This window comes from Mycobacterium sp. (assembly GCF_035499775.1).
GTDB lineage: Bacteria > Actinomycetota > Actinomycetes > Mycobacteriales > Mycobacteriaceae > Mycobacterium.
In genome coordinates this window covers 1-22690 of record NZ_DATJYB010000523.1, presented here as the reverse complement: position 1 = coordinate 22690, position 22690 = coordinate 1, and the positions used below count along the sequence as shown (strand labels likewise).

Genomic DNA, 22690 nt, shown 5'->3' with positions numbered 1-22690 from the left:
GCGCTCTCGGCGATTTTGTTGGAGTGCACGATGGTTGGGCTGGCAACTTGTCCGGTAACACACGTTACGGAGCTGGCAGCCGGTCGAGAGATCATCCGGGATCTCACCAGCACTTTGGCATCGGTACCTCAGGTACTGATTCGAATCGGTATCGAGCCGAAAGACGAGTTGACTCCGCCTCCGACACCGCGCCGACCCTTGAGCGAAGTGCTGGAGATTCGTCCCTAGGATCCCGCCTCGGCCGGCCACCTGTGAACAGTCGGAGCGGTTTGCGGCGACTATGTCAGCTGGTATTCGGTCGCTGCCTTGGGCGTGACCACGATGTGTGCTGCCTGCGATTGGCCGTAGTACCGAATTCGCTTCCACCATAGCCCTATGTGACTGAGATCTACCGCTGCGAACTGCGGTTGCAAGTAGTAGCGCCAAGCTATCTGAGCGAGCACCGCCCGCGGTGGCATGCCTCTCACCGCTCGGCCGTCTCCGCGGACCAGGAGCCGATCGGTGCAGTCTCGACCCTCGCCGCCGAGCAGTACGGCCACCTGCGGGCAAACGGCCACGTTACGTGCCGTCCAGGATGACGCCGAGGTCGTCGCATAAATGCGGCCATCGTGAGAAACGACGAACCACAGCGGTACCGCGAGCGGCAGTCCCAGCCGGGAACGGCTCGTGAGGATCATGACTCGCGACTTACGCATCGCCGCTTGAAGATTCGGCGATTGGAACGCTTCAAGGTCGTCCTCTTGTTCGGTGTCTGACCACGGCGCCCGCAGTGCAGCTGGGCCTCCCGATGGTGTCGAGACCTCGCGCAACGAGCCGTAGTCCCAGGCCACGATTCGCTTGGGCACGAGCCGATAAGCGCGATCGTCAATGGCTTTGGCCGTCCCTCTGACGGTCAGTGAGCGCAATCGGAACCATTGCGGGCCGTCGTCGGCGACCACCACAACATCGCGATCCGCCACATTCGGACTACCGCTCGGCACCTGCACAATGCGCGGCGACGACACGAGATCCAACGGATCTTCCATGGTCACGTTGACCGGAAGAACCAAGGACCCCGCCGTCGACAACGGCAGCCAAGGCGGCACGTGGCGGGCGGAAAGCCAAGTCCGCGACGGCGCGCACCTCGACATCGCGAGTAATCACGAGCGCACCCTCCGGTTGAAGTTCTTCATTGAGGAGGTAATCGAGGCGCTCGCGCCACCAGTCTGTCGGCCCAAAGGCGTTGTGTCGGAAAACATTCTTCTGGTAGAGATATCGCCGTCTATCGGCGACACAGGCCGTCCAGCGGCGAAGGGCTATTTCGTGTCGGACTTCACGGAGAGGAAGTTCTTCACCCCGAACAGGTCGTAGGTGCGTCGCCGCTCGGGCCGAAGTTGTGGGGCAGCCGATTCTGCGGAGATGATCTGGGGTGCAACCACCCGGTAGGTTCGGCCATGAGACCTGATCGTCGCACGCCCCGCGGTCAGGACATTCCGCAACCAGTCGACATCGACGCCGTAGGGGAGAGGAACGATGAAGCCGTCCGGCACCCGTTCCGCTGCGACCGGCGTCGAATATTCCTTGCCGGAGCGCCGCCCGGTGTGTTCAATCACCGAGGCATACCAGTATTTTCGCCCCGCCATTCGCATCATCAGCGGATTGAGGACCCGCTTGTTGAACACTCGGACGCGATCAAGAAAGGCCATCGTTTCTCCTCATGTTTACTCTCCGCGTCGCGGTAAGCACCGTACCTAAATACACATGCGCCGCCTCATATCTCGATGGGAGTGGCTCATGCCGTATCCGACCATGTCGCCTCGCGCGCGAATAGGGTCTGAAGTCCTCAAAGCTCGCGCCGTGAGCGCTGAACGCACCTCAGGGTGATTGGGGCCTCGAATCGAGGACCAAAGCCTCTGCTTCTTCGGCGTTCCGGCGCTTACCCTTCGCGATAGCTTCTTGACATCTTTGATCACTTGGAGTTCGCGATGTTCGATCAGTACCCGCCCAAGTCTGTGATCGTCGGCGTCGACGGATCGAAACCTGCGATTCGCGCCGCTCGATGGGCGGTTGACGAAGTAGCCGGCACCGACATTCCGCTGCGTTTGCTCCACGTCACGAGGGCGGCCCCGGGCGCTAGCCGGCGCGAAGCGAGGGCGACGCTGCAGGCGGCGGAGGAAGTCGTACACGACGCCTGCCAGGCTATTGACAGGATGGGCAAGCCGCTGAAGGTCGAGGCGGAGATCATCGACGGACACCCGGTGCCGACACTGCTCGCCGCTTCACGCTCCGCGACGTTGATTTGCGTCGGGGACAAAGGATCCGCACAACACCCGAACGCCTGGTTGGGTTCAACAGCGAAGGAATTGGCGCTATCTGCCCATTGCTCGGTTGCAATCATTCGAGGAGACGGCGACGACGCAGACGGCACGGGTCGCGGTTGCATTGTTGCGCGTGTCGATGAGTCGCCCGACGATTTGGACGTTCTGGATCTGGCGATCAATGAGGCTCTGCGGCGACACGCTCCGTTGCGGGTGGTGACAACAGCGCAATCGCGGTCTCGCGACATCCAAGGCAATCGGAAGGGATGCGTCACGCTGGACGTTCTCCTTGAGCGCGCGAAGCATGACTATCCCGAGTTAGGAATCGACACAGTTGCTTTGGATGGCTCGTTCGTCGATTACGCCGCAACTCATGCCGCGTTGATCCAGTTGCTCATGGTCAGTTCCAGCCGGCCTGGCGAAATGCACCAGCTACTTGACGCGGGCGGTGAACTCGCCCTACGTGGCAGTGATTGCTCGCTGGTTGTCGTCGGACTCGAGCGGCTAGGCCACTAGTAATCATGAGGGTGATCGATGTGGCAGGTGTCCCGACCCATGGGACGAATATCGCCGGGTCACATCTTTAGCCCGGGTTAGCATCAGCGCAAGCGGGCCTGGGACAACGAAGGGTGATTGAGCCGGATGACATCGCCCAGCGCTGAACGCTCCCTAAGCGCTAAGTTGTTGAATAAGAGTCTGCACCAGCGTCTTTGCGATGTCGATGCGATGCTGGACGCGATCACCGATTACGCAATCGTCCAACTTGATGTCAATGGGAGCGTAGTCCGCTGGTGCCCAGGCGCAGAGGCATTGTTGGGTTACTCCGCGGTTGAGGTTCTCGATCGGCCGGTGTCGATGTTCTACACAGCGGAGGATCGCGCTGCCGGTGTGGCCGAACGCGAGCTAGCCACCGCAGACGGATCGGGTCGAGTGGAGTTCGAGGGCTGGCGGATACGTAAGAACGGTGAACTCTTCCGGGCCGGCGTGGTGCTGAGTCCAATCCAAGATGAGGCGGGCGTCATCACCGCATTCGCATCGGTAATCCGAGACCTGACCGCCGAACATCAGCGGGCCGAAAACATGTTCCATGACCTACTCGAGTCCGCCCCGGATGCGATGGTCATCATCGCCCCTGATGGGCGCATCCTGCTCGCGAACGCGCAAACCGACCATATGTTCGGCTACCGGCGCCAAGACCTGATCGGCAGATCGGTCGAGATTCTCGTGCCTACCCCACTTCGTGGCGCGCACGAACACCACCGCACCGGCTTCATCGACGAACCTGAACCCCGGAGGATGGGAGCCGGCCTGAACCTGTGGGGGCTGCGCAGCGACGGCACGACATTTCCGGTCGACGTAAGCCTCAGTCCGCTGCGCACCGACCAGGGCGTATTGGTGTCGGCGGCAATCCGCGATATCACCGAGCACTTGGCCGTTCAGTCCGAACTAGCCGATGTCCAAGCCCAGGCCGAAGTGTCCGCCGAACGCGACCGCATTGCCAGCGAACTGCAAGATCATGCGCTCCAGCGGGTCTTCGCCGTCGGGCTCGCCCTGCAGGCCACCGTACCGCGGGCCGGCTCCGCTGAAGTTCAGCAGCGCTTGAATGAGGCAATTGATGACCTGCACGCGGTGGTCCAAGACTTCCGTACCGCGATCTTCGACCTCCGTCGCAGCCACGCCGATATAGCTGGGCTGCAGCAGCGCTTCGATGATCTGATCGGCCAACTATCTAGGGATTTGGCGACCACCGTCCAATACAAAGGACCTCTGTCGGTCGTCGAAACTGCATTGGCCGACCATGCCGAGGCCGTCCTCAAGGAAGCGATAATCAACGCGGTACGACATGCCGAGGCTACCAGGCTTGTCATCGTCGTCGATGTCGCAGACGAGCTGTGCATCGACGTCTCCGACAACGGCAAAGGCATACCCGACGAACTCACCGAAGGCGGGCTGGTCAACCTCCGCCAACGCGCCCTGGCGCTCGGTGGCAGCCTCACCATAGGTGACAGCCCGGGTGGCGGGGCACGGTTGCGATGGGCAGTTCCCTTATCCTGACTGCACTGCCGTGCTGACCTTCCCTCGGCTGGATACCAGACCTTAAGCGCCCCAATCGCTCTCCCGCGCCCCAAGTCACGGCTTGTCGCGCCCGGTGAGACATCGATGATCCCGGCAGGCGATTTCAGGCCCTATGCGTGACCTGCATATCACACGCGAGGTGGGGCACGCTCGCAACTAAGCCAACGGCGTGGATCGGAGTACGATGAAATATATTCTGCGCCAGGCAATCACGCCGAAAGCGGCTCCATCATCGATGTGGACTACTCCTGAACGGCGAGCCAGAATCGCTGGACAGGACCGGGGCGTCGACGACCGCCACAGGCGCAATCACCCTGAGATTACCGAACGCAAGCAGGTGAACCGCCAGCAATAGTTCATCATCGCTGGTCCGCTGCGGCCGTTTGGCGGTGCCGTCTGCAGCGAGCGAAACCCTCGCCGCTGATCGTCAGCCGCCGGCATCCATTAGATGGACTATCTCGAAGATATGGGATATTGAAACGAGGTTCCATGTTCTTGCCTTGAACCGTCAGCAGGAAGGACGCGCCGTGGTTAAGGTTTTCTTGGTTGATGACCATGAGGTCGTTCGTCGGGGTCTCGCCGACCTGCTCGCGTCAGACCCTGACCTCCAAGTCGTAGGTGACGCGGGCTCGGTGTCCGAAGCGATGGTGAGAATTCCCGCGTTAAAACCCGACGTCGCCGTGCTCGACGTGCGCCTTCCAGATGGCAATGGAATCGAATTGTGCCGCGACTTGTTGTCCGAACTCCCGGAGCTGCGGTGTCTGATGTTGACATCGTTCACCTCCGATGAAGCGATGCTCGACGCGATTCTGGCTGGGGCCAGTGGGTACGTCGTCAAAGACATCAGAGGGATGGAACTGGCTCAAGCGATCAAGGACGTCGGTGCCGGCAAATCGCTACTCGATACCCGGGCGGCGGCGGCGTTGATGGCAAGACTTCGTAGCGCGGGGGACCACGAAGACCCGTTGTCTGGATTGACTGAGCGCGAGCGAACGCTGCTCGGACTGCTCGGAGAGGGCTTGACCAACAGGCAGATCGCTGCGCGGATGTTTCTGGCCGAGAAGACCGTAAAGAACTACGTATCGCGGTTGCTGGCCAAACTGAACATGGAACGGAGGACCCAAGCGGCAGTATTCGCCTCGAAGTTGGGGCAGCCGAAGGCGCCGTCGCCTCCGGCTACATAAACGACATCTTGACAACGGTTTCGGCGCTCCGAATCTAGCGGTTGCGAAGACCAGTGGAACAAGGTCTAACGGCCCTGCCGACACGGCGTCGACCCGGCATAATCTCATGTTTGGGCGCTCGGCGGCTGAGGCGCTAGATATCAAGCTTGAGGAGTGGTGATGAGCCCGGAAACGATCGACGACAGGGCTGCATGTCGATTACTAGATGGAAGACGCATCTTGTTGCGCTGCCTTAGTGCCGGTGACACTAAAGCCCTTGTGGCACTACATCAACACCTCAGTGATCGTGACCGCTACCTACGCTTTTTCACGCTGAATCCGGTACATCTGGATGAACTCGTCACCAAGCTGAGTACGCCCGCTGCCGGCCAGTGCGCTCTTGGTGCGTTCGACGGGCACCGACTGATTGGTGTAGCGAACTATCAGGTCTCCGACCACGACTCGGCCGCTGCCGACGTCGCGATCGTGGTTGCCCACGAGGATCACTTGCGGGGAGTCGGAACTGCATTGCTCGGACGTCTGGCCGCAATCGCTAAAACCCACGGGGTACGGCGATTCATCGCCGACGTTTTGACCGAGAACCATCTCATGCTCAAAGTCTTCTCCGATTTAGCTTGGCCGAGAGAGCGAACGAGCTATGGACCGGTCTGCCACCTGGAGTTTGAACTGCCGGAAACTCGTGTCGAGACTTAGACACCCGCGCTTGAGGTTCGGCAGCAAGTAGCGCCGGACGTTGTCGGGAACAAGAAAATGACGAGTGTTGGTTGCGGTATGAGTGCGTTGATTTCCTGGCACTAGTCGCGCACCACGAGGACTGAACACCCGGCGTGTCCGAAGTGGGGATTAATCGGACCGACCATTCGAGCTACCTTCCCGGAATCAGATCTGCCTACCACCGCAAGCTGAACGGATTCCTTTGTGCTGGTGAGAAATTCAGCGACTCCGTGTCGAGCGGCAGCCGGAAGCACGTGCACGTCGGGAAACTGTGACACCCAGCGGCCGAGCCGATGATCCAATTGACGGTATGGTATTTCGCCCAAGCCCCAGCGCCAGACTCCCATCGCCAAGATCGGCGCCTTGCGAAGTTGCGCTTCCTTGAAGCCGTAGTCGAGGACCATGTCGTTGCCGGGTGAATCGCCGACGGCAACGGCGATCCATTCGCGAGAAGGGGACTTCTCAGCTTCACGATTGTCGCGAATCACCGCCACGGGACAACGCGCCCCCTTGGCGACACTGGCGGCAGTCGAGCCGAGAAATTTGCGCGCGACCTGTCCGATCCCGATAGTGCCGATACAAACCATTGCGGCGTGGCGAGATTCGTCAACTAAGACGCTGTCGGACGATCCATGGACGATGTCAGTTTCGACTTTGACCTGCTCACCCATGGCGTGCAGCGCCGCGGTGGCGGCGCGCAGCGCCGTTTCGCCGTACTCGATGTCCAGACTGTCGTCATCTGCGGGCGCATCGGGCCGAGGTTCGGGAATCGCGTGGACGAGGCGAAGCGGCACGTCGCGGCTGATCGCCTCGCTGACGGCCCATTTGGCCGCATTGATAGCCGCTTCCGAGCCGTCAATACCCACAACGACTCGCTTTGGTGCTTGCGGATGGCTCATCTTGTCCTCTCGGATCGGGCCGGGCAACTCGAATACCCTGCGCCCAATCGGAAACGTTATTCGGCATCATGTCCGTACAGCAGGGCCATTCGGCCCTTTTTCCCGGCGATGGTCACGTCACAGCTTCATTCAGCCAACCTCGATAGTGTGCCCGGGCAATAGTCGGTGAACACGGCCGCGACATTCGACATCGATCGGACCGGTGTTCCCGGCTTCCGCCGTCAGTGCGGCGGTACGTCCACTGATCCGAAGGTGAAGGCGGTGACCGCGATACACGAAGGGGAACTCGATCGGACCAAGACTCTCCGGCCAATGCGGGCCGAGAACCAGGCGGTCGTTCCGTGTTTCGAGTCCGGTAAAACACCGCTGCAGCAGATCGACGCTGCCGGCCATCGCTGCCAGGTGTATTCCTTCCGATGTTGTGCCGCCCTGCAGGTCCACAACGTCAGAGCCCAGTACCTGAATGAAGTACCGCATGGCGTGGTGCCGGTTGGCGCGGGCAAGAACCCACGAATGGACGATCGCGCTGAGCGTCGATCCGTCCGAGGTGCGCGACAGGTAATAGTCGATCGTCTTCGGGATCTGCTCCGGACGGAAATGGTAGCCGAGCCGACCGAACAGGCCGAGCAACTCTTCCGACGACAACAGGTAGAACAGCATCAGCGCATCCGCCTGCTTGGACGCCTTGTAGTTGTTCACGCTGTCGTTTTCGGCTTCCAAGATGCGATCGAGCCGCTGGATGTTTCCGTATTGCTGCCGGTAGCGCTCCCAATCCAGTTCCGCCAGTTCCGAATAGCCTTCGAACTGACTGATCACTTCGTCATGGAACGGCACGAACATGCGCCGGCTGACGTGATCCCATCGGTCGCGCTCCTGCGTTGTCAGACCGATTTTCCCGACGAGATCAAGCCGATCCCGCAGTGGCAGCAGGTCGAGTGCGTCCATCGCCCGCAGGATCACCCAAACCGCCATCACATTGGTGTACGCGTTGTTGTCGATTCCGTCGTATTCCTTGCCCGGATAGCCGGAATGGAACTCGTCGGGGCCGATGATGCCCCGGATCGTGTAACGGCCTCGGTTGTCGTCGAAACTGGCCAGGCCCGCCCAGAAACGGGCGATCTCGACCAGCATCTCGGCCCCGTAGTCGACGAGAAACTGGCGGTCACCGGTGACCTGGTAGTGCTGCCACGTGTTGTAGGCAACGGCGAGGCCGACGTGATGTGCACGCGCACTCGCATCCGGATTCCACCGGCCGGACTGCGGGTTGAGGTGAACTTCCTGGCTCACTTCGCGCCCGTCACTGCCGGATTGCCAGGGAAACATCGCGCCGAGGTGACCCGCCCGGTGCGCTGCGCGGCGCGCCTCGGGAAGCCGCCGAAACCGATAAAGCAGCAGCGACCGGGAGACATTCGGCAAACGCAGGTTCAGCACCGGGGAGACGAATAGCGCATCCCAGAAGACATGTCCGCGGTAAGCCTCGCCGTGCAACCCCCGCGCCGGGACTCCGGCGTCGAGTTCGGCGGTGTGCGGCGAAATCGTCTGTAGCAGATGCACCAAATGCAGTCGGAGGACGCGCAACGCGGCCCTGTTGTCGGTGAGGCCGACGTTGCATTGCTCCCACAGCCGGGCCCACGCGCGGGCGTGTTGCCGATGGAGATCGGCATATCGACCGGCCTCTTCGAGATAGTGCTGTGCGGTGCTCGCCGGTTCGGATATGGCGGGATCCCGACCGGTGAAGATGGTCACCACTTTCTCCAGGGTGACAGATTCCCCCGCCGAAAGCGCGACCTGGATGTCGTGACCGCCGCGGTTGGATTCGCGGACCAGCGCGTAATGTGCCTCTGCCGGGGCGTCGTCGTGCCATACCGTGTTGCGGGCGGCCAGGGCGATCGAGATACACGATTGCGACGTCTGAGTTCGCAGTATCGCTGAGTCGGGCGCTATTTCGTCCATCACCGCTGCGGTGAGGTGGGTACTCGACAGCGAACGATAGCGGTCAACCATGGTATTGCCCACGGCCCCATCGATCAGTGATCTGAACTCAACTGTGCCCGACCAATTCTCGGCCTCGATCGTGGTTCGCATGGCGACCAGGTGTGGCTCGAGCATGGACGCGAAGCGCTGCTGGTTCAGTGTGGTGATCCGCCCAGCACCGTCCCGGAATCGCAGTCGGCGGGTCAGCGTTGCATGCCGCAGATCGAATGTCTGGCGATAGAAGAGCAATTCGGTGTCGTCGACGCTGAACCATGGCCCACCATCGACGCGGAACGTCAATGCCAACCAGTTGGGTAGGTTGACAAGGCTCTCGTTCTCGATCATCCGGCCTGCGATCCGATCGCTCAGGATGTTGTAGACGCCGGTGGCATAGGTGCCCGGGTAATGGACCTCGGATGCTGGTGCCTCGGGTGCGCAGCCACGGGTGGCGAGGTAGCCGTTGCCGACGGTGCACAGCGCCTCGCGCAGCCGTTCGTTCTTCGGGTCGTAACCTTCGTAGACGAGCTCCCACGGGTCGTCCGGACCAGCCGCTGCATCGTCGAGGTCATCGGCGAGCCGACGGATGAACTCTATTACCGCGGAGGGGTTTTCGATGCTGAACGAGGCGGCGGAGAGGCGATCTCGGGCCTCGTCGTGACGCACCATGATTCCGACGCCGCCGAAGCGGACCGCGTCGAATGCATCCTCGTCTGTGATGTCGTCGCCGATGTAGATCGGCAGAACCGTCCCGGGGTCGCCCCCACCGTCGTCCCGCGCCATATGGTCGAGCATCCACTGCAGCGTCTTGCCCTTGTCCCAGTCGATATTTGGCCGAAGTTCGATGACCTTGCGCCCGGTCGTCACCCGCAGACCCTCAGCACGCCCGAGTCGGCGAACCACCGCAATCACCTGGTCGACGCTGTGCGGATCGGCGTTGCGGTAGTGCACTGCGACGGCGAAACGCTTGTGTTCTACCGCCGTTCCCGGGATGTCGCTGAGATCCTCCGCCAATCGCTTCGCGGCATGTGCCAAAGTGTCGATTGCCTTGGTGGCGGGGGCATTCTGGTGATGGCTGCCATCCGGCCCGATCAGTTCGAATCCGTGACTGCCGGCGAGCCACAGCCCGTCGACGTTGACCCGGTCGCGGACATCGGCGAGGTCTCGGCCGCTGATCACGCCGACTGCGCACCGTTCCGCCAGCGCCCGCAACGCCTCGGCGGCGCCATTGACCAGCGTTGCCGACTCGGGGTGCTCGACGATGTCGGAAAGCGTGCCGTCGAAATCGAGGAACACCGTTGGTCGCCGGCCCGTCACCAGCTCTTTGAGCTGGCTGTAGACCTGCAGGGCATCGGGGATTGCCGACATGGCGGCATCACCGCTTCGCACCGAGATTTCAGCCAGGTCGGCAATCACCGCGTCGGCTCCGCACGACAGCAGTTTGTCCGCATTTCCGTTCCGGTCGAGACCGATAACCAGGCTGAATCCGCTGTCACTGCTGGCCGATACACCGGACTGGTCGTGCGCGATAACCGCGCAGCGGTCGGGACGGACACCCAGACGACGGGCCGCTTCGATCACGACTGCCGTGTCGAGCCCCCCGCCGAACTCGGGTCCGGTGAGGGTTACTGTGACGAATTCGTCGATGCCTGCGGCGCGCAAGGCCTTCGCGCAGTTTCGGCTGGATGAGTAGACGCCCGAGGTAACGCCCACCTCTTGGAGCCGGCGCAGCAGTGGGACTGCCGAATCGAAGGTGCCCACACCGTCCGAGGCGGTGTCGGTGACCAAGCAGTCAAGATTGAAGATCACCGCATCGTGATAGCGCCGGTCAATGGCGGCGGGCCATTCGGTCATGTTGGTGACGATGCCACAGCGTCGGCCCTGATCGAACCCGCGCGACCCAATGAAGGCCTGACGTCCCCATGCTTAGGGACTAAAGTCTCATTACGAATAGAACACCTCGGCATAGCGTTTTCGATGACTGAGGGAGAACACGATGTCTACAAACGTCGAGCGTTATGGCATCGTCGTCGGGGTCGACGGATCGGCGGCATCGAACGCCGCCGTCGGTTGGGCCGCACGCGAAGCGGCGATGCGAAATGTCCCACTGAACTTGGTACATATGTTCAAGACATTCGTACCGACCTATCCGCAGATACCGCTGCCGAGCGGCGTTGCAGAGTTTCAGGAAGACGACGGCCTTGAGGTTCTCAAGCAGGCGGCCAAGATCGCCGAAGATGCGCTACCGGCAGACCAGAAGATCGCGGTCGCAACTGAGGTGAAGAAGTCACCTCCGGTGCCGACGCTGGTCGATCTGTCCGAAGACGCGGATATGGTCGTGGTGGGGTCTAACGGGCGCGGCGCGGTCGGCCGGGTGTTGCTGGGTTCGGTCAGTTCGGGCGTGGTGCGCAGCGCGAAGTCTCCGGTGGCGGTCATTCGTGCCGAAGCATCGATCACGCCGCAGTCCAGGGAAGGTCCCGTGCTGGTAGGTATCGACTGCTCGCCGGCTTCGGAGCTTGCGGTCGCCGTCGCCTTCGAAGAAGCGTCGTTTCGCGGTGTGGGGCTCACGGCGCTGCATGCCTGGAGTGACGTTGCGGCATACCAAGTTCCGTGGGGTGACTGGCGGCCGGAGGCGGAGCGGGAGCTGGCCGAATATCTGGCGGGCTGGCAAGAGCGTTACCCCGATGTCACGGTGACTCGCGTAATTACCCTTGATCATCCTGGCCGGGCGCTGATCGAGGAGTCGGAATCGGCTCAGCTCGTCGTTGTGGGCAGCCACGGCCGGGGCGGCTTGAGCGGGCTGGTGCTGGGCTCGGTCAGCAACGCCGTCGTACACGCGGTGCATACGCCGGTGATCGTGGCGCGGCCGTCCAAGTAGGCCGGAAGGAAGTTGTTGTGGCTTCGAAATCCGTTGCTCGCCACAGGATTTCGTGGCTACCATGGCGCGTCGAGCCCGCTTTGGTGGTCTTCACGCTGGGTGGGTTGGCCGCCGGTGGAATCGCATGGCTGGCGGGTTGGCGCAGCGTGGCCGACGGCTGCTGGATCGCAGGTACGGTGCTCGCGATCGTCCCGGCGGTGGCGTGGGTGTTGGCCGCGCTGCGCAACGGGCGTGTCGGCGTAGACGTGATTGCGGTGCTGTCGTTGGTCGGCACCCTCCTGGTCGGCGAATATTTGGCCGGCGCATTGATCGCGGTGATGCTGGCCGGTGGGCGTGCCCTGGACGCCGCAGCCGAACGCCGTGCGTCACGCGACCTGCGGGCGCTGCTTGAGCGTGCGCCACGGTTCGCGCGGCGACGCATCGGCACGCGGGTCAGCGCCATACCGGTAGCGGAAGTGGCCGTCCACGACATTGTGGTCGTCGGCCCGGGCGAAGTGGTGCCGGTGGACGGGCGCATTTCCGACGTGATGGCCGTGCTGGATGAGTCGGCGCTGACGGGTGAGCCTTTGCAGGTCGAACGGGTGGTCGGCGAAATGGTCCGTAGCGGTGTGGTCAACGCGGGCAGCGCTTTTGAGCTGCGCGCTACGGCGACCGCGGACGACAGCACGTATGCCGGCATCGTGCGAATGGCTCAGCAGGCCGGGGGCGATACGGCGCCAATCGTGCGGTTGGCCGACCGCTACGCGGCGTGGTTTCTGCCATTGGTGCTGGTGCTGGCGGGCGTGGCGTGGCTTGCCAGCGGGTCAGCGGTGCGTGGTGTTGCGGTGCTGGTAGTGGCCACGCCATGTCCCCTGCTGCTGGCTGCGCCGGTGGCCATCGTCTCTGGTTTGTCCCGGGCCTCCCGTGCGGGAGTGGTTATCCGGAGCGGAGGCGCGCTGGAGAATCTGGGAAATGCAACGACTTTGGCGATGGACAAGACCGGCACGCTGACGGTTGGCCGGCCGGCGGTCGTCGACGTGGTGGCCGCACCCGGTCAGGACGTAACCGAGATACTGCGGCTGGCCGCGTCGGTGGACCAGCTCTCCCCGCATGTACTCGCCGAAGCCATCGTCACCGAAGCGCTGAACCGGGGCCTTCACCTGTCACTGCCCACCAACGTCATCGAAGAGCCGGGCCGTGGCGTCACCGCAACCATCGATGGCCGTCTGGCCACCGTAGGCAAGCTGCCGACCGATACCCTGACCAGCACGTGGGCGCGGGCGGCGGTCAACCGCGCCCGGCTGGACGGCGCGGCGATCGCCTGGGTAAGCGTCGATACCGGCCCGGTGGGAGCGGTGTTGTTGCGGGATCCGTTGCGGCAGGACGCTCCACGCACCGTCCGGAGGTTGCGTGAGGCCGGATTGACTCGGCTGATCCTGCTCACCGGCGACCGAGCCGACGCAACCCGGGAGGTTGCCGCCATCCTTGGCTTAGAGGAGGTGTATGCCAATCAGACACCGGCCGATAAGTGCACTGCGGTGCGCGCCGAAGCCGGACGCGCGGGGACGGTGATGGTCGGCGACGGCATTAACGATGCTCCCGCGCTGGCGGCGGCCACGGTCGGGGTGGCGATGGGCGCGCGTGGAGCCACCGCATCTTCGGAGGCCGCCGACGTCGTCTTGACCACCAACCGCCTTGAGCGACTGGCCGATGCGATGGATATTGCCCGGTGGTCCCGGCGCATCGCCAAGCAAAGTGCCATAGGGGGCATGAGCCTATCGTTGTTGGCCATGGCGATCGCGGCGCTGGGCTATTTGCCGCCGGCAGCCGGGGCGTTGCTGCAAGAGGGTATCGACATCGCAGTGATCCTCAACGCACTTCGGGCACTGCGCGGTAACCCGGCCACCGAACTGCAGTTGACTCTGGGAACCGAGCAGCTGCTACGTCGCTTCGCCACCGAACATGATGAGCTCCGCGACAGCGTTGGGCTGCTGCGCGCGACTGCCGATCGCCTGGTCGCCGGCCCGGACGCCGTGGCGTTGGAGTCGCTGACCGCAGCGCATGCCTTGCTGACCGAGCGGATTCTGCCTCACGAAGTAGCCGAGGAAACCCAGCTTTATCCAGCGCTGGCCGGCCCATTGGGCAGCAGCGAAGCGACCGCCACGATGAGTCGCATGCATGCCGAAATCCAGCGGCTTTCCGATCGCATCGGCACCCATCTGGCCCTGGCGCAGTCGGTTGGGGCGGTACAACAAGACCAAGTGGACGACCTATTGGCTTGCTTGTACGGTCTCTACGCACTGCTGCGGCTGCACTTCGTCCAGGAAGAGGAAAGCTACTTCACGCTGGCAGAGGAGGAAAGCGAGAGCAGGGAGACACGGGGCGCAAAAAAGCATCCCGAGAACAGGGCGGCGACTACCTCCTGAATCTTGCGATCCCGAATCTTGCGACGCTATGGCCGTTGTCTCAGGGGGCTCTTGTCTCATAGCCCGCGGGCGGCCCGCTGCGCGCACCGAGGCAAGGAGGGTCTCATTCCATGCGATTTGAGGACTAAAGTCTCACGACCCATGGCTGCCTGAGCAATAGCGTTTTGGGTGACTGAGGGAGAACGAAATGTCCGCAGGCTCCACGCGTTATGGCATCGCCGTCGGGGTAGATGGATCCGCCGCGTCGAACGCCGCCGCTTTCTGGGCTGCGCATGAAGCGGCGATGCGGTGCGTTCCGTTGACCCTGGTTCATATGGTGAACGCGGCCGAACCGGTAAATCCGGAGATGTCGTTGGCTGTCGACGCCGCAGTAGGGCAGGCGGATGAGGGGCGCCGGGTACTCGAAGAGGCATTCAAGATTGCCGGAGATGCCGGGCCGCCAGACCGCAAGTTTCCCATTTCGTGCCAGCTGAGATGGTCCCGGCCGGTGCCGACGCTGGCCGAAATGTCTGAAAAGGCAGAGATGGTCGTCGTGGGGTCTAGCGGCCGCGGCGCCGTGGGCCGGGTGTTGCTGGGTTCGGTCAGTTCGGGCGTGGTGCGCAGCGCGAAGTGTCCGGTGGCGGTCATTCGCGCCGAAGCGTCGTACCTGCCGCATTCCAATCAAGCCCCCGTGTTGGTGGGAACCGATTGTTCGCCGGCCTCGGAGAGCGCGATCGCTATCGCATTCGACGAAGCGTCGCGTCGCGGTGTCACGCTGACGGTGTTGCACGCCTGGAGCGACATTGCCGTCTACCAGGTCCCGTGGCTGGACTGGCAATCCGATGCGGAGCGTGGTGTGGCCGAATATCTTGCGGTCTGGCAAGAACGCTACCCCGATGTCGAGGTGCGCCGAGTTGTCACTCTCGACCACCCGGGCCGGGCGCTGATCAACGAGTCGGAAGCCGCTCAGCTTGTCGTGGTGGGTAGCCACGGGCGCGGCGGTGCGGCAGCCATGCTGCTGGGTTCGGTCAGCAACGCCGTCGTTCACTCCGTCCATACGCCGGTGATCGTGGCGCGTCCGTGCTCGGATCGTGTCGCGGAATAACCAGAGCGACAAGGAATCCAAAGCTGTGGAACCCGCGATGACCGCCGACAGGTCTGCCGAGTCGCCGCCGGCGACTGCGCCGCCCTACGTCGATGTGCGCGAAACGCACACGGGCGTGGTGGTGCTGGCCGGCGACCGCGCCTACAAGGCCAAGAAGCCCGTGTTGACCGACTTCCTGGATTTCCGCACACCCGAGCAGCGCGAGCGGGCCTGCCTACGCGAAGTCGAGTTGAACAGGCGGTTGTCTCCCGCGAGCTACCTCGGGGTCGCACACCTCACCGACCCGAGCGGGGCAGCGGCCGAACCGATCGTCGTCATGCGACGTTATCGCGACGATCAGCGGTTGGCGTCCATGGTCGCCGGTGACCACCCAGGCGAGTCCATTCCGGGCGTATTGGACACCATCGCTGCCGTCCTGGCACGCTTTCACGCACGGGCCGAGCGGACCCCGTTGATCGATGACCGGGGCAACGCTGCTGCGATCGTTCAACTTTGGCGCGACAACATCTCGGAGCTCCACCGCTACGCGGGCATGGCGAATTCGGCAGTCTCGGAAGAGGCGATTGCGCGGATCCAGCGCCTTGCCGCCGAATTCGTTGCGGGCCGCGAAGCCCTTCTCATGCGCAGGATCGAACAGGGCTGCATTGTCGACGGTCATGGTGATCTGCTCGCCGATGACATCTTCTGGGTGGACGGTGAACCGGCGCTGCTCGACTGTCTTGAGTTCGACGACAAACTCCGCTACGTCGACCGCATCGACGACGCCGCATTCCTCGCGATGGACCTGGAGTTCTTGGGCCGCAAAGACCTTGGTGACTACTTTCTCGAGCGTTACGTCGCCCACTCGGCCGATACCGTCCCTTCGTCGCTGCGGGACTTCTACATCGCCTACCGCGCGGTGGTACGGGCAAAGGTCGACTGTCTGCGGGAGTCGCAGGGGAAATCGGAAGCCGCGGTGGACGCCGCCCGGCACCTCGACATTGCGTTCCGGCACTTGGAAAACGGCGCAGTTCGGCTCGCGCTCATCGGTGGAAGCCCAGGCACCGGCAAGTCGACCGTGGCGCGCGCGCTCGCAGAAAAAGTTGGAGCGCAGCTTATCTCAACCGACGACGTGCGCCGCGAACTGCGTGCTTCGGGTGCTATCGGCGGAGATCCGGGCGTGCTGGACGCAGGTCTGTACAGCCCGGACAACGTCACGACCGTCTACGAGGCAGCCCTGCGGCAAGCGGGTCTGTGTCTGGCCAATGGGCAATCGGTGATTCTAGACGGCACCTGGCGGGACTCGCAAGTTCGCGCACAGGCGTATTGCGTTGCCAAACAGGCACATTCGCGGGTAGTCCAGCTGATGTGTTCGGCCAATGTTGACGCCGCAGTCGAACGGGTCAGGACGAGACAGCGCGGGAATTCTGATGCGACACCGGAGATCGCCACAGCCTTGGCCGCTCGGCTCAACGACTGGGACACCGCGGTCCGGTTGGATACCTCTCGGCCGCTGCAGGACTCGCTGCAAGAGGCCCACGACATCTGGCGTCAACACACATAGAAGGAGTAGTAGATGTCAACGAACACTCATGTCACCACGCATGTCTCGGACATATCGACCTTGCGTCTCAGCGATGCCGAGGAGGCCGGCGGTAAGGGCGCGAACATGGGGGAGCTGGTCGCCGCCGGGCTTCCGGTTCCGCCCGGTTTCGTACTTTTGCGCAGCGGCTACTTAGCGGCGATGCGGGCGGGCGGGGTTGACACCGAACTCGCCGCCTTGCATCGCGAGGCGCTGGTGCAGGTCGACAACAGTGCCCGCCTGGCTGAGCTTTGCCATCGCATGCAGAACTTGGTGACCAAGGCCGGGGTCAGCGACGAGGTACGCGATCAGCTGCTTGATGCTTACCACGGGTTAGGGACTAATTGTGTTGTGGCTGTGCGGTCGTCGGCAACAGGTGAGGACGGGCGCGACGCGTCGTTCGCCGGAATGAATCAGACGGTGACGAACGTGACCGGGGATGACGACGTCATCAACGCCGTCAAGCGATGCTGGGCTTCATTGTTCAGCCCCCGGGTGATCACCTATCGAGCCAGTCGGGGATTCCTCGCTGATCCCGCGATGGCTGTGGTCGTCCAGCAGATGATCGCCTCCGAGCAGTCCGGGGTCGCATTCACCACCGATCCCAGCACGGGGGAGAGGGATCACATCGTCATCGAAGCGGCGTTAGGCCTCGGCGAGGTTGTGGTGTCCGGAAAGGTCCAGCCCGATACCTACGTGATCGACAAGAAGACGCTGAAAGTGCTCGACGTCAAGGTCGGCTATCAGGCATTCAAGATCGAACGCGGTCCCGACGGCCACGACGTCACCGTGGAATTGGATCCGGCGATGGCACAAGCGCGCGTCCTGGACGACAGCGCCTTGCACCGCGTCGCCGAACTGGCGATCGCCACCGAAGCGCACCATGGCTGCCCCCAAGACGTCGAATGGGCGATCGCGTCTGGCAAGACGTGGTTGGTGCAAGCCAGACCTATTACGACCTTGGGGCACGACACAGCTGAGGATTCGCAGGACTCCGGTGTGCTGGTGCGCGGATTGCCCGCGGCCCCCGGTACCGCGTCCGGACGGGTCCGGGTTCTGCGCACGCCGCAAGAGGGAAACCGGTTGCTGGACGGCGAGATTCTGGTAGCTCCGATGACAAATCCGGACTGGCTGCCGGCTATCCGCCGCGCGGCGGCGCTGGTGACCGAGACCGGTGGAATGACCTGTCACGCGGCCATCGTGGCGCGCGAACTCAGAGTTCCGTGTGTGGTGGGCGCGCGTAGCGTGACGACGGTTCTGCACGACGGTCAGACAGTAACCGTGGACGGCGGCCGGGGCACCGTCACCGGCGGACGCAGCGAGCCCCAGCGCGCGATCGAGGCGGTCCAGCCGCCCGCGGCCGGGACTGCCGGCATCACGACCGGTACCAAGATCTACGTCAATCTCGCGATCCCGGACAACGCCGAAGCCGTTGCTGCGCAAGACGTCGACGGTGTGGGTTTGCTGCGCGCCGAATTCATGCTCACTCAGGCACTTTCCGGACGACATCCGCGCGACCTGATAGCCCACGGTGAGCAGGGCGAACTCGTCGACGCCATGGTGGCATCCATCGGCCGCATCGCCTCGGCGTTCGGTACTCGGCCGGTCATCTACCGCGCCACCGACTTTCGGAGTAACGAGTTCCGTGGGTTGCGCGGCGGCGAGGCATACGAGCCGGTCGAGCACAATCCCATGATCGGCTACCGCGGGTGCTACCGCTACATCAAAGAGCCCGACCTGTTCGCCCTGGAGCTGCAGGCACTGGCTCGGGTGCGCGAGCGAAACCCCAACGCGCATTTGATGATTCCGTTCGTCCGGACGCGGTGGGAATTGGAGGCCTGCCTGTCGTTGGTCGACGCCAGTCCGCTGGGCACCCAGCGTGGCCTGCATCGCTGGGTGATGGCCGAGGTCCCATCGGTGACCTACTGGCTTCCCGAGTACATCGGGATGGGTATCGACGGGGTGTCCATCGGCAGCAACGACCTGACCCAACTGGTGCTCGGAGTCGACCGCGATTCCGACACGTGCGCCGAACTGTTCGACGAATCCGACAGCGCCGTGCTCGATGCGATCGGCCGGATCATCGCGACAGCGCGCAAACACGGCATCACCTCGTCGCTGTGCGGTCAGGCGCCATCGACCAACCCGGCCTTTGCCGAGCACTTGGTCCGGATGGGAATCACTTCGGTATCGGTCAACCCGGACGCGGTCACCGCCACTCGGCGGACAGTTGCCGCGGCCGAACGCCGGCTGCTGCTGGAGTCAGCGCGTGCGTAAGGTTAGGGACCAATGGCTCTTACGGTCTCTGGTGTGGATTCCTAGCATTCGCTTATTGCAAGTGCCCCAAACTCGTTCGGATGGTTGACATGGCAGCGACGGAGCCCGGTTCCGACGTCGTCCGCGCCGCGGTGACGTTGGCATGTCGCGCACCGTCGCTGCACAACAGCCAGCCCTGGCGATGGGTTGCCGACGAAACGGGCCTGCACTTGTATGCCGACCCCGCACGGGTGATTCACGCTACCGACCACGCGGGGCGCGAACTGATGCTGAGTTGTGGTGCGGTCCTCGACCACCTCCGGGTCGCCATGGCCGTGGCCGGATGGGACAGCAGCACAGAACGGTTCCCCGACCCGCTCAACCCGGACCACGTGGCGACGCTTCAATTCCAGCCCATCGCGGCCGCCAGCGACGAGCAGTACCGCCGGGCGGCCGCGATTACCCGACGCTATACCGACCGGTTGCCGTTCGAGCCGCCTGCTCACTGGCCGGCCCTGCAGTCAGCTCTGGGCCGCGCGGTGGTCGAGTACGACGTGCTGCTGGATGTGGTTGTCGACGATGACCGCCCGGCGCTGGCCGAGGCGTCCCGGCTCACCGAGACACTGCGCCGATACGACACTTCCTACGTGGACGAACTTCGCTGGTGGACATCACCGTTCGCATCTGACGAGCGCCTACCGCAGCACCTGCTGGTGTCCAGCACCGAAGCGGCCCGCGTCGACGTGGCCCGCCGGTTCCCACCCGGTAGCGAGACCCAGCAGCGCGTCAACGTCGGCCATGACCAGTCCAAGATCGTGGTGCTGTCGACTCGCGACGACACGCGGCTGGACGTATTGCGCTGTGGTGAAGCGCTTTCGGCGGTGCTGCTGGAATGCGCCATGGCGGGTATGGCGACGTGCACGTTGACCCACATGACCGAGTTGGCGCAGAGCCGCAAGATCGTCGCGCAACTGACTGGAACTCCCGGCCTGCCGCAACTGCTGATCCGCGTGGGGAGGTCAGCGGCGACGGGCCGACGCATACCGCACACGGCTCGGCGCCCGGTGACCGAAGTCCTCGAGTTTTGGTTGATGGTTGACGGTCGCAGGAAGGAGATGGGGTGATGAGTAAGCATTGGCTGGTTATGGAGACCCAGGCAGAAGGGGCTGCGCCGCCGTATGTTGCCCGGTTAGCGGGTGCCGGTCGGCATCTGCCCCAGACGCACCTCACGACCGACGAACTGATGGCCACCACCCGTCACCGCACCCACATCGACCTCGAACGGCTGACCGGGATTCGCGAACGCCGGGTTTCGGTGGGTGACGAGGATTCCTACAGCCTGGCAATGGCCGCGGCGCAGAAGTGTCTGGCCACCGCGCAACAAGACCCTGCTTCACTCGATGTCGTCATCAATTGCAGCATCACGAAATTCCGCGGTGGCCTGACCCAGTGGCTGGAGCCGACGATGAGCAACGCCGTGGCGCGGGGGATCGGCGCGCACCGGGCAATGACTTTCGACGTGTCCAATGCGTGCGCCGGAATGCTCACCGGGGTGACGATTTTGAACAACTGGATCCGGCACGGCATTGTCGAGCGGGGACTGGTCGTCAGCGGTGAGTACATCTCGCAGCTCAGCCATAACGCGGCGCGTCACATCCGCAACATCATGAGCAAGGAGCTCGCGTGTCTGACGCTCGGCGATGCGGGTGCCGCACTTCTGTTGGAGCGAGCCCCCGCCGGGTCGGCGGGTATCGAACTTGCCGGCTTCACCACGGTCGCCGACTACAGCCGCCTGTGCCTGGCCTATCCGCAGGGCCATGACCCGGGCGCGCGGATGTTCACGAACTCGCGTGCCATCCAGCGCGCCGCGATCGCCAACACCCCGTTACTCCTGCACGAAGTCCTTGAAGTAGTTGGTATCTCGATCCACGACATCGACCACGTGATCACCCACCAGACGTCGGCGCGGGCTATCCGCAAAGGGATGGCTCGAATGTCAGAGTCGTTCGGCGACATGCCCCGCCACGATGCCGTGATCACCGTCGACCGGTATGGCAATACGGCTTCGACGACGCACACGGTGGCCCTGGTCGAGGAACTCGAGGCGGGACGCATTGCCGCCGGAGAGCGGATCGCGCTGCTCTCGTTGGCTTCGGGGCTGGAGATCGGCGTGGTCCTGGTGACCCTGGATGAGGATTTGGTGAGCCGCTATGGGCACAGTGATTGATCGAGTCGACGTCGCACACGCCAGGTGGCGTGGCCGCCACAGCGCGCTGCACTTGGCCGTCACCGCGGCCAAGGACTGCCTGCAGCAGGCCGAATGCGACCCGGACGAGTTGGATCTTGTTGTCAATGCCGGGATCTACCGCGACCGCAATCTGGGTGAACCGGCCCTGGCGGCGTTGATCCAGGACGACATCGGCGCCCACCCCGAGGATCCGCACGCGGACGCGCACGGCACGTTCTCTTTCGACGTCGCCAATGGTTCCTGCGGGGTCCTCACCGCCCTGCAGATCGTCGACGGGTTCCTGCGGACCCACAGCGTCCGCCGTGCGCTCGTCGTCGCCAGCGATGCCGATCCGGGTCATGGGATGAGCGAGCGGTTTCCATTCTCGGCCGCCGGGGCCGCGATGTTGTGCGGTTGGACCGACGACGGCTACGGCTTGAGCCGGGTGTCCTGGGTGAACGTCGGCAATGGATCAGGCGACGAAACATTCAATGCCACAGTCGGTTTCGCTGATGCGCGTAACGTGCTGCGGTTCGGTGAGTCGGCGGAGATGGACCAGCAATTCGCGGCGGCGGCAGCCGACGCGGCACGGGCCTGCCTGGACGCGCAATCGGTGCCGCTGTCGGCTATCGACGTGGTCGTGGCCGCCCCACCCCGGAACGGGTTCCGTGTCGCACTGAGCGAGCTGCTCGGGATACCGGTCGAGAAGATCAGCGTTGCTGATGATCACGATATGCACACCGCAGCGCTGGCGGCGGCCTTCGAGCGGGAGACCACCCGGCTTCCGGCGGGAGCTCAGGCGCTCTTAGTCACCGCCGGCGCGGGCGTGACCGCCGGTGCCGCCCTATACCGTCAGCCTGACCGCGCATGAGCCCCAAGACCGGCCTCATCCGACGGCGGGGACTCAGTCAGTCCCGCAGGTAATCGTCTGCTGGATGCTCTTGATCGAGATCAGTCCCCACATGCTGGGGTCGGCGAGATCGTCGGGTTTAGTGCTGGGGTTACGCAACCCGATCGCGGCGGTGACGAAGACAGTGCCAGTAGGCGGAAGGCTTGTCGAGCCGACCAATGGAACGATCTGAAAGCTGTAGCAGACCGGCACCGAGGCTGTCGCCGGCGGCGGAGAGGCCGTGAAATC

The 22690-nt window shown here is 63.4% G+C and carries 18 protein-coding genes and 1 pseudogene; 14 read left to right on the top strand and 5 right to left on the bottom strand.

The window, feature by feature from the left end:
• Positions 1 to 228: pseudogene (locus VML93_RS32160) on the top strand (NAD(P)H nitroreductase); the annotation flags it as partial.
• A 50-nt stretch (positions 229 to 278) separates the two neighbouring features.
• Here the strand turns inward: VML93_RS32160 and VML93_RS32155 are convergent.
• Entirely contained in the window at positions 279 to 1025 is a 747-nt protein-coding gene (locus VML93_RS32155) for a pyridoxamine 5'-phosphate oxidase family protein (protein WP_325616897.1), read from the bottom strand.
• On the opposite strand from VML93_RS32155, the gene VML93_RS32150 reads away from it, so the two are divergent.
• A complete protein-coding gene (locus tag VML93_RS32150) occupies positions 1024 to 1350 on the top strand; it encodes a hypothetical protein (RefSeq protein WP_325616895.1) in 327 nt (108 codons plus the stop codon). The genes VML93_RS32155 and VML93_RS32150 overlap by 2 nt on opposite strands.
• Here the strand turns inward: VML93_RS32150 and VML93_RS32145 are convergent.
• Positions 1296 to 1685 carry a nitroreductase family deazaflavin-dependent oxidoreductase gene (locus tag VML93_RS32145; protein WP_325616893.1) on the bottom strand — a complete coding sequence of 130 codons (390 nt, stop codon included), beginning with the start codon at positions 1683 to 1685 and terminating at the stop codon, positions 1296 to 1298. The genes VML93_RS32150 and VML93_RS32145 overlap by 55 nt on opposite strands.
• Before the next feature lie 267 nt (positions 1686 to 1952).
• Here VML93_RS32145 and VML93_RS32140 point away from each other — a divergent pair, with 267 nt between their 5' ends.
• The 4 genes from VML93_RS32140 to VML93_RS32125 all read left to right on the top strand — a co-directional run bounded on the left by VML93_RS32140 (position 1953) and on the right by VML93_RS32125 (position 6250).
• Positions 1953 to 2813: a universal stress protein gene (locus VML93_RS32140; protein ID WP_325616891.1), complete on the top strand. Its 861-nt coding sequence runs from the start codon at positions 1953 to 1955 to the stop codon at positions 2811 to 2813.
• Between the two features lie 168 nt (positions 2814 to 2981).
• Positions 2982 to 4352 (top strand): PAS domain S-box protein, encoded by a 1371-nt coding sequence (locus tag VML93_RS32135; RefSeq protein WP_325616890.1) that lies wholly within the window; start codon positions 2982 to 2984, stop codon positions 4350 to 4352.
• A 548-nt stretch (positions 4353 to 4900) separates the two neighbouring features.
• Complete coding sequence (locus VML93_RS32130) at positions 4901 to 5557, top strand: response regulator transcription factor (protein ID WP_325616899.1); 657 nt, start codon at positions 4901 to 4903, stop codon at positions 5555 to 5557.
• Positions 5558 to 5716: 159 nt separating this feature from the next.
• Positions 5717 to 6250, top strand: a complete 534-nt coding sequence (locus VML93_RS32125) for a GNAT family N-acetyltransferase (RefSeq protein ID WP_325616889.1) — start codon at positions 5717 to 5719, stop codon at positions 6248 to 6250.
• 101 nt (positions 6251 to 6351) lie between these two features.
• Here VML93_RS32125 and VML93_RS32120 read toward each other — a convergent pair whose 3' ends face one another.
• Complete coding sequence (locus VML93_RS32120) at positions 6352 to 7170, bottom strand: universal stress protein (RefSeq protein WP_325616887.1); 819 nt, start codon at positions 7168 to 7170, stop codon at positions 6352 to 6354.
• 129 nt (positions 7171 to 7299) lie between these two features.
• A complete protein-coding gene (gene otsB / locus VML93_RS32115) occupies positions 7300 to 10995 on the bottom strand; it encodes a trehalose-phosphatase (protein ID WP_325616885.1) in 3696 nt (1231 codons plus the stop codon).
• A gap of 142 nt (positions 10996 to 11137) precedes the next feature.
• Here otsB and VML93_RS32110 point away from each other — a divergent pair, with 142 nt between their 5' ends.
• The 8 genes from VML93_RS32110 (at position 11138) to VML93_RS32075 (ending at position 22423) form a co-directional block, all read left to right on the top strand.
• Positions 11138 to 12019 carry a universal stress protein gene (locus VML93_RS32110; protein WP_325616883.1) on the top strand — a complete coding sequence of 294 codons (882 nt, stop codon included), beginning with the start codon at positions 11138 to 11140 and terminating at the stop codon, positions 12017 to 12019.
• A 17-nt stretch (positions 12020 to 12036) separates the two neighbouring features.
• The gene (locus tag VML93_RS32105; RefSeq protein WP_325616881.1) at positions 12037 to 14424 is read left to right on the top strand and encodes a heavy metal translocating P-type ATPase; all 2388 of its coding nucleotides are present in this window, start codon (positions 12037 to 12039) and stop codon (positions 14422 to 14424) included.
• Between the two features lie 187 nt (positions 14425 to 14611).
• On the top strand, positions 14612 to 15508 hold the full coding sequence (locus tag VML93_RS32100; RefSeq protein WP_325616879.1) for a universal stress protein: 897 nt from the start codon (positions 14612 to 14614) through the stop codon (positions 15506 to 15508).
• Positions 15509 to 15545: 37 nt separating this feature from the next.
• Positions 15546 to 17051, top strand: coding sequence for a nucleoside monophosphate kinase (locus tag VML93_RS32095; protein ID WP_325616877.1), 1506 nt, complete (start codon positions 15546 to 15548; stop codon positions 17049 to 17051).
• 12 nt (positions 17052 to 17063) lie between these two features.
• Complete coding sequence (gene ppsA / locus VML93_RS32090; protein WP_325616875.1) at positions 17064 to 19346, top strand: phosphoenolpyruvate synthase; 2283 nt, start codon at positions 17064 to 17066, stop codon at positions 19344 to 19346.
• A gap of 89 nt (positions 19347 to 19435) precedes the next feature.
• Positions 19436 to 20449 carry an Acg family FMN-binding oxidoreductase gene (locus VML93_RS32085; protein ID WP_414686504.1) on the top strand — a complete coding sequence of 338 codons (1014 nt, stop codon included), beginning with the start codon at positions 19436 to 19438 and terminating at the stop codon, positions 20447 to 20449.
• Positions 20449 to 21552 carry a 3-oxoacyl-ACP synthase III family protein gene (locus tag VML93_RS32080; protein WP_325616871.1) on the top strand — a complete coding sequence of 368 codons (1104 nt, stop codon included), beginning with the start codon at positions 20449 to 20451 and terminating at the stop codon, positions 21550 to 21552. Before VML93_RS32085 ends, VML93_RS32080 begins: the two co-directional genes overlap by 1 nt.
• The gene (locus VML93_RS32075) at positions 21536 to 22423 is read left to right on the top strand and encodes a 3-oxoacyl-ACP synthase (protein WP_325616869.1); all 888 of its coding nucleotides are present in this window, start codon (positions 21536 to 21538) and stop codon (positions 22421 to 22423) included. Before VML93_RS32080 ends, VML93_RS32075 begins: the two co-directional genes overlap by 17 nt.
• A 33-nt stretch (positions 22424 to 22456) precedes the next feature.
• Here VML93_RS32075 and VML93_RS32070 read toward each other — a convergent pair.
• A partial coding sequence (locus VML93_RS32070; RefSeq protein ID WP_325616867.1) for a hypothetical protein occupies positions 22457 to 22690 on the bottom strand: 234 nt, incomplete at its 5' end.

Excerpts from the sequence above, each read along its gene's own strand:
- ppsA (WP_325616875.1), top strand. The coding sequence starts at position 17,064 with ATGTCAACGAACACTCATGTCACCACGCATGTCTCGGACATATCGACC.
- VML93_RS32155 (WP_325616897.1), bottom strand. The coding sequence starts at position 1,025 with ATGGAAGATCCGTTGGATCTCGTGTCGTCGCCGCGCATTGTGCAGGTG.
- VML93_RS32085 (WP_414686504.1), top strand. The coding sequence starts at position 19,436 with ATGGCAGCGACGGAGCCCGGTTCCGACGTCGTCCGCGCCGCGGTGACG.
- VML93_RS32075 (WP_325616869.1), top strand. The coding sequence starts at position 21,536 with ATGGGCACAGTGATTGATCGAGTCGACGTCGCACACGCCAGGTGGCGT.
- VML93_RS32080 (WP_325616871.1), top strand. The coding sequence starts at position 20,449 with ATGAGTAAGCATTGGCTGGTTATGGAGACCCAGGCAGAAGGGGCTGCG.
- VML93_RS32150 (WP_325616895.1), top strand. The coding sequence starts at position 1,024 with ATGGTCACGTTGACCGGAAGAACCAAGGACCCCGCCGTCGACAACGGC.
- VML93_RS32145 (WP_325616893.1), bottom strand. The coding sequence starts at position 1,685 with ATGGCCTTTCTTGATCGCGTCCGAGTGTTCAACAAGCGGGTCCTCAAT.
- VML93_RS32100 (WP_325616879.1), top strand. The coding sequence starts at position 14,612 with ATGTCCGCAGGCTCCACGCGTTATGGCATCGCCGTCGGGGTAGATGGA.
- VML93_RS32120 (WP_325616887.1), bottom strand. The coding sequence starts at position 7,170 with ATGAGCCATCCGCAAGCACCAAAGCGAGTCGTTGTGGGTATTGACGGC.
- VML93_RS32095 (WP_325616877.1), top strand. The coding sequence starts at position 15,546 with ATGACCGCCGACAGGTCTGCCGAGTCGCCGCCGGCGACTGCGCCGCCC.
- VML93_RS32110 (WP_325616883.1), top strand. The coding sequence starts at position 11,138 with ATGTCTACAAACGTCGAGCGTTATGGCATCGTCGTCGGGGTCGACGGA.
- otsB (WP_325616885.1), bottom strand. The coding sequence starts at position 10,995 with ATGACCGAATGGCCCGCCGCCATTGACCGGCGCTATCACGATGCGGTG.
- VML93_RS32125 (WP_325616889.1), top strand. The coding sequence starts at position 5,717 with ATGAGCCCGGAAACGATCGACGACAGGGCTGCATGTCGATTACTAGAT.